9 protein-coding genes are annotated in these 10,997 nt (G+C 44.1%); 7 read left to right on the top strand and 2 right to left on the bottom strand.

Annotated features, from left to right (window positions below; genetic code table 11):
* Positions 1-246: 246 nt before the first annotated feature.
* Together QZY95_RS00920 and QZY95_RS00915 are read left to right on the top strand one after the other, a co-directional pair.
* A complete protein-coding gene (locus QZY95_RS00920) occupies positions 247-1,446 on the top strand; it encodes an FAD-dependent monooxygenase (protein WP_290918091.1) in 1,200 nt (399 codons plus the stop codon).
* Positions 1,447-1,858: 412 nt separating this feature from the next.
* A complete protein-coding gene (locus QZY95_RS00915; RefSeq protein ID WP_290918089.1) occupies positions 1,859-4,015 on the top strand; it encodes a methyl-accepting chemotaxis protein in 2,157 nt (718 codons plus the stop codon).
* A 177-nt stretch (positions 4,016-4,192) separates the two neighbouring features.
* Here the strand turns inward: QZY95_RS00915 and fetB are convergent, their stop codons facing one another.
* Complete coding sequence (gene fetB / locus QZY95_RS00910) at positions 4,193-4,987, bottom strand: iron export ABC transporter permease subunit FetB (protein ID WP_290918086.1); 795 nt, start codon at positions 4,985-4,987, stop codon at positions 4,193-4,195.
* Positions 4,984-5,682: an ABC transporter ATP-binding protein gene (locus QZY95_RS00905; RefSeq protein ID WP_290918083.1), complete on the bottom strand. Its 699-nt coding sequence runs from the start codon at positions 5,680-5,682 to the stop codon at positions 4,984-4,986. The genes fetB and QZY95_RS00905 overlap by 4 nt, the downstream gene beginning before the upstream one ends.
* A 456-nt stretch (positions 5,683-6,138) precedes the next feature.
* Here QZY95_RS00905 and QZY95_RS00900 point away from each other — a divergent pair, with 456 nt between their 5' ends.
* The 5 genes from QZY95_RS00900 to QZY95_RS00880 all read left to right on the top strand — a co-directional run bounded on the left by QZY95_RS00900 (position 6,139) and on the right by QZY95_RS00880 (position 10,961).
* Positions 6,139-7,098, top strand: coding sequence for a hypothetical protein (locus QZY95_RS00900; protein WP_290918080.1), 960 nt, complete (start codon positions 6,139-6,141; stop codon positions 7,096-7,098).
* A gap of 236 nt (positions 7,099-7,334) precedes the next feature.
* Entirely contained in the window at positions 7,335-8,069 is a 735-nt protein-coding gene (locus QZY95_RS00895) for a GntR family transcriptional regulator (RefSeq protein ID WP_290918077.1), read from the top strand.
* Positions 8,066-8,314 (top strand): hypothetical protein, encoded by a 249-nt coding sequence (locus QZY95_RS00890; protein ID WP_290918075.1) that lies wholly within the window; start codon positions 8,066-8,068, stop codon positions 8,312-8,314. Before QZY95_RS00895 ends, QZY95_RS00890 begins: the two co-directional genes overlap by 4 nt.
* A gap of 49 nt (positions 8,315-8,363) precedes the next feature.
* Positions 8,364-9,776, top strand: coding sequence for a hypothetical protein (locus tag QZY95_RS00885; RefSeq protein WP_290918073.1), 1,413 nt, complete (start codon positions 8,364-8,366; stop codon positions 9,774-9,776).
* 18 nt (positions 9,777-9,794) lie between these two features.
* Positions 9,795-10,961 carry an MBL fold metallo-hydrolase gene (locus QZY95_RS00880; protein ID WP_290918070.1) on the top strand — a complete coding sequence of 389 codons (1,167 nt, stop codon included), beginning with the start codon at positions 9,795-9,797 and terminating at the stop codon, positions 10,959-10,961.
* The last annotated feature ends 36 nt before the right edge of the window (positions 10,962-10,997 follow it).

Below are 10,997 nucleotides of genomic sequence, written 5' to 3'. Positions count from 1 at the left end.
GGAAAAAATGCGTGGATGGAAGCTTTGGACGACGCACGCCGTAATAGGTAGCTGTCCGAAGAGTGTGCTGTTTATAGCTTGAAATAGAAGGCCTTCCTTTTGGGAAGGCTTTTTTATGGTCTTAATAGATCGATTTTTGATGTGTTGAAATGCATGAGTTGGTATTGTGATGTACTCACAAAATACAGGCTGTTCAGGCAGGAGTTTCGTATCATAGAGTAATCCGTTTTATTCAGGAGGCGAGTCATGACTGCACAACATACATCTTGTCAGCTAACTGTTGGCGGCTGCACCAGCAATATCCTTACTCATGCCCGATTGCGTATTCTTATTGTCGGAGGCGGTATCGCAGGGAGTACCTTAGCTGCGCTTTTGTCCAGACGCGGAGAACCGCCGGTTCTTGTTGAGCGTGGCGGTAAGAACGGGGTTAGCGGGTATGCATTGGGATTATACCCATTAGGTGGAAGAGTGCTGCATGGCTTGGATATGTATCAGCGTTACTGTCAGATCAGCAGAAAGATGGAACGGTATGTGATGCATGAAAGCTCCGGTAATGTTCTGCGGGAATTTTCTCTGGAAGAGTTTTCTGAAAATTATGGAGATATTCGCGGGATTGATCGCGGGTTACTGCTAGCATTGTTGCGGAGTGGTGTGCCTGAAGAGAATATTTATTATAACACTACAGTGCAGCACATCCAAAATAACCCCTACGGTGTTGTTGTAACATTTTCAGATGGATCAGCTCAGGAATTTGATCTGGTCGTCGGGGCGGATGGGATTCACTCTGATGTTCGTGCCATGGTATTTCCACAGGATATGTATACGTATAAGAAAACCGGTTGGGGGGGCTGGGGTGTGTGGCGTCCTTTAAGTGGGTTTGATGGAGCAACATATAGAGAATTATGGGCAGGTGGATGGTTTGTAGGAGTGTACCCTGTACATGACAAGCTTGCAGTATTTTTAGGGGGAAGCAAGAAGGAATTATCTAAATATACTGCAGCAGAATTTGCAGAACTTCTTAGAAAAAGGATTCCGGCCGGCCTCCTGCGCTCAGCGCTGCAGTCTCTTGAAGGCCTTGATGGGGCGTATTTTTGGGATATGGAAGATTGTCGTTCTTCACAATGGGTATCTAAGCGTGTTGTTTTGCTGGGTGACTCTGCTACTGCGTTTTTGCCCACTGCGGGTGTTGGCGCATCCATGGCAATGGATTCGGCGGCGGTCTTGGCAGATGAGTTGTCGCGTACCAATGTTGAATATTTAGCGTTAGCACTGGAAAAGTATGTATTGCGTCAACAAAATAGAGTCGAAATGGCACAAAAGAACTCGAGATTTCTTGCAAGAATGATGTTTCAAGATTCTTTATCTACTGCATTAGTGCGTAACTATCTTGTTCGGATGTACTCACTAAAGGGATTATTGAAAGATATTGTTAAGATTATGAAGTAAGTTGTGCCGACACATCAGATTCCTTTTTTGTTAATGTTGTATACTTGCAACGTGTTTCTCTTTTTTTTCTTGTAATGTTATTTATTTAATAGCCGATAAGAGTATGTCAGCAACTTTTGCTGGCATACGTTTTTTTGTGTGGTCCGTACTGCATTGTATGTAGTGCGCGGGTAGCTTTTTAGTATTGAACGCCCACGGAGGAACTGGTTGTAAAAAGGGCGCATTATTCTTTTTTTGTTGGCAAAATTTACGGCATAAGAGGGCAGTTGATGTTTTTTATAACATCAAGCTTAGTAATTGCGACCGACACACTGGCAGGAGTTTGGATTAGTCACTCCCTTTTGGAATCATGTATTACGCAAAAGAACAGGTACTGGGGGCAGTATGTTCGTGTTTGTTAGAAGGGTATAATATGTTCGATCGCATGAAATTTAGAAACAAGATTATTCTGTGTCTGTGTATTGCTATGTGTATTGTTTTCGGTGTGTATTCTTACGAACTTTCGGTTGAAGCACGCGAAATGGCCGAGGTGCAGGCCAGAGCACAGGCAAAACTCGTTGGGGGAAAATACGGTAACGAGGTAAAACTGGAAATCGAAGAAGCCTTAAATGTATCCCTGACATTAGTAGAGGTTGTTCGTGCAATGCGTGCACATCCAGAGACAATGGATCGTGACGTTATTGACGGTATGATGAAAGAGGCTATTCGCAACGGTCATTCCTTTTACGGCATTCAGGCAGTATTTGAGCCTAACGGGCTTGACGGCCGCGATGCTGAATATGCGAACACACGTGAATGGTGGGGTAAGGACGGGCGTTATGGTCCTTATTTCTGGAAAACAAATGGAACATTTAAAGCAGAGGACTTAACACAGCATAGTCCAGAGACAAACAGAAGTTGGTACATGGAACCTAGAGACAAGCGTTCTGTTGTACTGACTGAGCCATATTTTGCACCGGTTGCCAAAAAATATATGGCGACGATTTGTGCTCCTTTATTTGAAGCTGGAAAATTTTTAGGTATTATTGGTATCGATTTTACCCTGTCTTCATTTAAGGACATGATTGAGAAAATTAAACCGATGGGGACAGGGCGTGCAGCAATTATGTCTACAAGCGGGTATTTGGTAGCACACCCAAATGCAGACCTTGTGGGCAAAAATATTACTGAGGCTTTTTCACCCGAAGATAGAGCAAAAGTCAGCGAAGCGGTAAAGAGCGGAGAGTTTCTCCAGTTCACTTCTGTTTCTCCGCTGGATGGCAAAGAGAACATGTATGTTTTTGAGCCGATTACAATCTCAGGAACAGACACTCCTTGGAGTATTCTCGTAATTATCCCTACAGAGACTATCTTTAAGGAAGCCAACGAGTTTTTGACATTCAGCATGATTTTTTCTGTTGTAGCCGTGTTGCTTGTTTCAATCGTAATTTTCGGCATTGTTACATACCTTACTAAGCCTTTTGCAGTGCTTATTAAAGCAACTGAAGAAGTAGCTTCTGGTAACTATGAAGCAATGCCGGACGAACACCACTTCTCAAGCGAGTTTTTAACTCTCTATCTTGCAATGAAAGATATGGTGGATAAGCTCGTGCACAATATGCGTATGGCGGATGACAAGACTCGTGAAGCCGAGCAGAAAAGTCGTGAAGCTGAAGTGGCTCTTGAACAGGCGGAAGAAGCCCGTGCGCAGGCCGAGGTTGCAAAGCGCGAAGGTATGCTTCAGGCCGCATCGCAGTTGGAAGGCATTGTTATGCAGATTTCCTCTGCTTCTGATGAACTTGCAGCACAGGTTGATGAAGCAAGCAGAGGTGCAGACGTACAGCGAGAGCGCACAGCTGAGGCTGCTACCGCAATGGAACAGATGAACGTTACTGTTCTTGAAGTTGCGCAGAATGCAGGCAAAGCAGCAGAGAGTGCAGATGAAGCCCGTTCTAACGCTGAATCCGGTGGCAATATTGTTGAAGATGTTGTTCGTTCCATTCAGCGTGTGAATGAAGAAGCCCTTCGACTTGAGTCCGGTCTTGGTGATCTTGGTGTTCAGGCTGAAGGTATCGGTAATATCATGAGCGTTATTTCTGATATTGCGGATCAGACAAACTTGCTTGCACTTAATGCTGCGATTGAAGCTGCCCGTGCCGGCGAAGCCGGTCGTGGTTTTGCTGTCGTTGCTGATGAGGTACGTAAGCTTGCTGAAAAAACCATGCAGGCGACTTCTGAAGTTGAGCGTGCTGTTTCAGCGATCCAGCAGGGTACCCGAGATAATATTGTGGGTATGCAGGAAACAGTAAAAACTGTCGGTTCAAGCACGCAGCTGGCTGAGCAGGCTGGCGAAGCGCTTGGAGCAATTGTTAGAATTGTTGAAGATACCTCTGATCAGGTTCGTACTATTGCTACTGCTGCTGAAGAGCAGTCTGCTGCGTCTGAGCAGATCAGCCATAATACAGAAGAGGTAAACAGAATCGCAGGAGAGACTGCTGAGTCTATGAGCCAGTCAGCGCTGGCTATGAGTGAACTTGCTCGTCTTTCCGGAGAACTGTCACAAGTTATCGACGGATTGAAACGAATCTAGCCGTTACTTCTAAAAAATGGAAAAGCCCGACACGATAATCGTGTCGGGCTTTTTTTTGATCATATGTCTGGCATTATCGGTTTGTTTATGAGAAAGGAGCCGTCTTCAACGTAATGCGTTGAGGCGTGCGTTATCGGTTGGCAACCTAAGTGTTCTTACACCAATATTCTGTTGAAGTTATGAAGTATGGTCTTTGGTAAGAACCAAGGTCATAGCTGGTGTAAAGCAACGCTTTCTTACGAGCAAAAGCACAATGATGGATGCTAGTGCCGTTGAGCCGACAACCATAAGCATGACGACAATCTGGTAACGTACTGCTTCTTGGGGGTCTGCACCGGCAAGAATTTGTCCTGTCATCATACCGGGAATGGAAACAAGGCCGACACTCATCATAGAGTTTATGGCTGGAATCATACCGGCTCTGAGGGATGTTCTGAATATTCCCTCTGTCGCTTCTTTATAGTTGGCACCGTGAGACAGGTACATTTCTACAACATTACGCTTTGTCCGGAGTTCTGAAAAAAAGCGTTCAAGTGTCAGAGAAAGAGCATTCATAGAGTTTCCGGCAACCATGCCTCCAATCGGGATAAAGTACTGCGGACTCCACCATGGTTCAGCTCCGATAATGACCTTGGTTACAATGATAGTAATGAGCGAGTAGCTGAGCATGACTGCAAGTGTTGTGGGAGCGAAGTAGGCAACCTGTCTTTCGTTGACTCGTCCATATACAATGTGCACGGAAACAAACGTCATGACCATATAGACAGCGATTACCAATACTGCATTATTTAGACCGAATAAAATATTCAGCAGGTAGCCCATGGCAAGTAGTTGGGCAAAGGTTCTGATTACGCCGATAAAAAGATCACGCTCTAGTTTAAGATGGTAGTAGAGCGAGGCAACGGCCGATATGCTGACAAGCCCGAGGGCAATAGCTAACTGTGTCCAGGAGATTGAGATAAATTCTGTCATGAGAGCACGCTCACTGTGCCGTTTGCAACTGAAATGTGCATATGCGGGCATGTAGGGTGGTAGCTTGTATGGTTAACCATAAGAATAGATGTACCCTGCTTTATGAGTTCTTCTGCGGCATGTTCAACACATTCCCTGCTTTCCATATCAAGGGCACTGGTGGGTTCATCAAGACAGATAACTTCAGGATTCGTCAGTACCGCACGGATGAAGCATAGCCGTTGCTGTTGTCCAATTGAAAGGACTTGTGCAGGGGCATCCAGTGAAATAGTATCCAGTGCCAGTTTTTGGAGCCATTGGAGCAGGGTGCTGTCATCCGGCTGCGTACAGTTTTTACGGCTCTGTAGTGTAAAAGGGAAAAGTAGATTTGCCCTGACGGTTCCAGAGATGAGTGTCGGTTGCTGTTGGACGAAGCCGATGTGTGTTCTCAGTTCTGGGGGATAAAAAGAAGAAATGGAAGTTCCGCTCAGGTAAATATTTCCTGATGAAATTTCTTCCATGCGGATAATAAGACGAAGCAGCGTGGATTTTCCAGAGCCTGAAGGACCGGATATGAGAACAAATTGTCCTTTCGGGATTTTAAAAGATACGTTTTGAAGTCCGGCACCACCTGGCCAGGAAAAATTTACATTAGTAAATTCGAGTACTGGTGTACTATTAGGCGGTAAGCCGGTGTCTGGTAATGGTGAATACATTGTGATCTCGTTTCAGCATTTTTTGAAAAATAAATTAGGAATAATGTCGATAGACATCCTTTCAAAAACGGGTGACCTAAGTAATCCGACATATATGCTTCGTCATGTCAAGTTTGTTAGGAAAGTGTAACAAAACAGTGAAAATTGCTACTGAGCGTATTCGTATATCTCTTTTTTCATCGCTCTTAAAATGTATGTGAGTAGCATTCAGTATTGCGAGTAAATGCTGCAAAAAATGTATTGTAAAGCACTATTGATATATCAATATATGACATCTCAATAAATTTTTTCATAAATTAAAAAAGTAATTTTACTTAAAATTACTGATGGTTATACTTTCAAGAAAGAGTAAGCTCAAACTTATTTTTTTAGAGCTTGCTATTTCTAGTGAGAGGTTTCTATCCTGCTCTCTTGAGCATATTGTTTTACCAACTCGTAGATTAAGACGGACTAACTATGTATCAGGACAAAAATGGGTGTGCTATAAGTGTAGCAAATATGTCGGCTCACGAACTACTGTGTTTTGTGAGTGATTTTCAGGCATTGCTGTGGCGTGTAGAAATACCCCTATCTCGCATTGAACTGTTAAATGACTTTGTCATTGCCGGCTTGGATGAGGATACTCCCTTGTTCATGAAAAATGCGTCCTTCAGGGATACACTGCTGTTAGCGGGGGAACGCGAGCGGGTTGATGAGTTTTTCGATAAAATGAAAGAGCGCCAAAGCGCATCAACTGTCTTTCGTATTACCAACAAGGCGGGTAACGTTATGTGGCTCAAGCTTGTTGGGGTACGGAGCTCCTGCGATCCCAATTACTATCATGGAACGCTGAGCGATGTTACGGATACAGCGGCAGTCGTAACAGAGATTGCCGAAAAGGCTTTTGTTGAAGAGTCCAGATCAAACCTGCCGCAAATGCAGCCGCAAACAGCTCCGAATCTTGCTGGAAGTCAGTATGAGATTGATATTGAAGATTCGTTGCGAAACATGTTGAAAACACTTCAGCAACGTGAAGATCTGGATGGAGTGTTATTCTCGGTTGTTCACAGTGACGCGAGCAAGGTTGTTGTATATTATTCTGGCAAAGCGTTTGATGGGGCGGCACAGGGGGAAATATATCCATACAAGGGAACTATTGCACAAGATATTGCTCACTACAGTCATGATTTTTTGATTGTGGATAATACGATGGACAGTATTAAACCAATTGACTGGGCACTGTTTGTTCCACGGGGAATCCGTTCCTATTATGCTAAGCCGTATTATTTGAATGGGGTTATGACGAGTGTCGTGATCGTCTGTTCCAAAAAGTCTGCAAATTTTCAAGGAAAAGATGTGAGCTCATATGATGACATCTTTAATCCTTTTGTGGAACTTGCCCGCACTTGGAGAAGGCAGGATAATGTGAAAATATAGTCGAATAGGCATATCGCCTTTTAGATATTAAATGCAGAAAAAAACACCTAAGCGATGGCTTAGGTGTTTTTTTTATTATAATTGGATCACCCAATTGAACTTTTGGGTTATAATTGGATTAGATTGGGTTAAGTATGGCATAAATAAATACTTTTTATTGTGTATGCTTTTTGAGGCGGGTAGTTACATACTTACTTTCGCCTGTAGCAATACAGCACAAACTTTCGGGAGGATGTGTGAAAGGCTATCAGGAATTGTTGAAAAAACTGTCAGCTATTGTAAGTGAACGAAGCTTGCAACCGGGAGACCGTTTGCCGCCGGAAAGAGAGCTTGCTCCTCTTTTAGGTGTTTCACGAAACACACTTCGTAATCTTTTGCATACGCTTGAGGCTCGCAAGTTATTATCAATACGTAGAGGTAGCGGTACCTATCTGCATACTTGCTTGCTTGAATATGAAGATATGCAGGAAGTAACAGGCCATGACACTGCAAGACAGATGGCAGAACGTTGTGAAAGTGCTTACCTCTTTCTTCCAATAGTTGCGGTGCAGTCTGCTGAAAATATTGGAGTACGTATGATTGACAGGCTACAACAGGCAAACATTGCGTTGTCGCGTAGTCTGCTGTCTGGTGAAACGCCTTTGATATATGAAGACGTGGTAAGTTTTTTTCGAATACTGGCACAAGGTGCTAATAATCAATATTTCGTAACGGTTGTTGAAAATCTTTTTGCATACTCAGATTTACTCGGAATAATTATTACCCGTTTAAGTCAAAGAGAGCGGGATTTGATGTTCGCTTCCCATGTAAAAATGATTCATGCGTTACGTGAGCGAGATCGAGTATACGCTGCGGACATTGTTTGTGAATATGTGTTGTTTTTTGCCTATGCTGCTGAAGAACACTGCGGTGTTAAAGCAACTGACTTAGTATTCGCTGCAATGCAGGAGCGCGAGGGGGACTGGTCATGAAGATGACCCGTAGAGCTTTTTTTTCCGCGCCATTTACGACTGTCTCAACTGTTGTTGAGGAGTCGAGTGAACTAAAAAGTGAGCATGCAGATTCAGACGGGAGAAGTGTGGAGCTTTTGAGCGAATTCCCCGCAGAACTGCTTGCTATTGAAGCAGAACGGTTGGGATTGCCTGCCGATGCGGATAGCGACGAGGTGCGTCGTGCTATCCATGCTGCATTGGAAAGCTGTAAGCAATCACAATAGATTCTGCTGCTAGAAAGAACGTATTCCGTAAGGGAATAGGAGGTCACTAATGGAACGGTACGGGACTAACTATCTGGAAGAAAGAAAACTGATCAAACGATGGTCAGGTCCAATTCCAGCTCTGCTGAACCTGCTTTTTACACTAATCGTATTTTACGCCACATGGTGGTTCTTCCATGATCCACGCGGGGTAATGCGCATGTACACTCCAAACGTGGGGTACATGTACACCTGTTGGTGGCTTATTGTTATGATTTGGATTGTGTATTTATTTAACTTCTGGCCGTTTAAGCGTAAGTGGCTGGAGAACACACATCCGTTGACCAAAGGTCTTGTGCTTTGCGCGTTTTCCTTCGGCGTGCTGTACGTTATGATCAATGGCTTTTTTGAAGGTATTCTTGGCAACTTCGGGCTTGCCTATTTTAATCCGGATCAACTTGTTAAGTTGCCGGGGATTACAGAATTTTTTGCTGTTGAGTATTCCTGCCTTGCTATTTTGATGTTTGCAGCAATTGCTGCATGGATCAGCCCTGCATGGGTTATAGCAATGGAAGAAGAGCCGTGGAGTAAATTGCCGCAGCCTGCAAAAGGGTTCAGTCTTTTTATCTGCACATTCTTTCTTTCAACCATTGTTTATTTTGTAACCATGCACCCGCACATGGGTATTCTGTATCACCCTTGGCAGTCCTTTACTTCAATCGCGCCGCCGTACTGGGAAGGCTTTGCAGACACTGTGTCTGGTAACTTCCATATGGCATGGATTATGTGTTGTACGGTTGTTGTCTGGTTGCTTGAAACAATCTGGCAGCGTTATCCGTTCAACTTGATCCGCAACCCTTGGTTGCGTCGTATCGCGACCTTCTTCGGCATTATTGTTATTGCGTTTGCTATGCACTTCTTCTTGTACTTTGTTCAGGAATTGACTTGGGGCGAAGCTATTCGCGGTACTCGTCGTGCATTTGCACCGGACTGGCGTTGGTTGCATGTTGCTGAAATGGCAATCTTCTTTCTTGTTCCTGCTTTGTTCCTCAACTTTTACTGCGGGAACTGGCCTAGAAAATTTAGTATGCCGGTTAACGTGCTTATCCGCACAGTAATTACCTTAGTTGCAGCAGTTACTTTGTACATTATGTACTACAAAACCTCTCACTTGTTCCTTGGAACACAGAAAGGTTTCTCTCACCCTCAGCAGTTCCCGATGATTCCGTTGATCTGGCTTGTAAATATCTGGCTTGCTAACAACTGGTTTATGGACAACTGGCCGGGATGGAAAATGGTTCCGAAGACTGTTGAAGAAATCGAAGCAGACCATGTCGCACGTCAGGCAGAAATTGATGATGTTCGATGGTCTCCAAGTCTCGGTGCCGGATTGGGTATGGGCGTACTTGCTGGTGTGGCATTCTATGCAATTACCATCTATGCGCTTCCAGGGCTGTATGCAGCCATTGATATCCTGAAGTAGTTCAAGAGAGTAGCTGTCATGAGTATTGATAAAAAAGAAGTGAAGCGCCGTGACTTTTTAAAAGGCGCAGCAACCGGTGTCGGTGTCGGTGTGTTCGCAGCAATGGGTATGTATTCTTACTCAGATGCTCGAAAAGAACTGTTCCCGCAAAAGGAACGTAAGAAAAAAGACATCGGCGTTTGTAAATCTATTCACGTTACAAACATTTCAGAAACCAGTTGGTTCGATAATGCAACGTTGATTGGAGATATTAAGAAATCCGGTGGGTTGCTTGTAAACCAGTACGATTACAACTGGCCGCCATTTGGTAATGGTCAGGGGCTTGGTAAAGGTTCCTACAAAGATGGTATGGCTAAGATTAAAGAGTTCCTTCCTGATCGTCTTGATGAAGCATGGGATGTGATTTTAGAAAATTGCATCCATCCGGATAACCCGGGCGGCTATTCATGCCTTATCGAGATGGAAGAGATGGACGGTAATAAACGTAAGTTCCTGCTGGATACCGGTTGGTCTTACAAGTGGATGGATGAGTGCTTTAAGCGCGAAGGTATTGATACCATGCTGCGTAATAAAGAAATTGAAGCATTATTCATTTCCCACGAACATTTCGACCATTATTGGGGACTGCCGGTTACATTACAGTATGATCCTGAGATAACCATTTATATACCTGAAGGCTTTTATGAAGAAGGTCTGCAATACATAAAAGATTGCGGACACAAAGGTGAAGTGCATGTTGTGAAAAACGGGCTGTTTGAAGTAGCTCCCGGTTTTGCAACGTATGTATTCCCTGTACCGATTATCTGCCGAGTATATGGTGAACAGTCATTGTACTTCAACATTGCCGGTAAAGGGCTTGTCAGTGTTACAGGATGTTGCCATCAGGGTATTATCCGTTTTGCTGAGACCGCCTATCAGGAAATTGCTTACGAAAATGACAACTTCCATGGAATCTACGGTGGATTACATATTTCCCCGTTTGAAGATTGGGATCCTAAATATGATGACTTAGTTATCTCCTTAGGGAAATACGGTTTTGAGCGCATTGGCTGCAACCATTGTACGGGTGTGTTGTGTGCCAAAAAGTTCATCAACGCTGGGTATCCTGTTGTTGAAGGAACCGCTCAGTTCCGCTCTAAAGACACAGCCTATCTTGGTAATGGTGATACTATTACCTTTGGATAGCTCCCTACCTCCCCTGCACTCCCTACGGAGGGGATA

This window comes from Halodesulfovibrio sp., from assembly GCF_015482765.1.
Taxonomy (GTDB): Bacteria; Desulfobacterota; Desulfovibrionia; order Desulfovibrionales; family Desulfovibrionaceae; genus Halodesulfovibrio.
The sequence above is the reverse complement of the archived record's forward strand: the minus strand, read 5'-3'. Positions and strand labels throughout refer to the sequence as shown.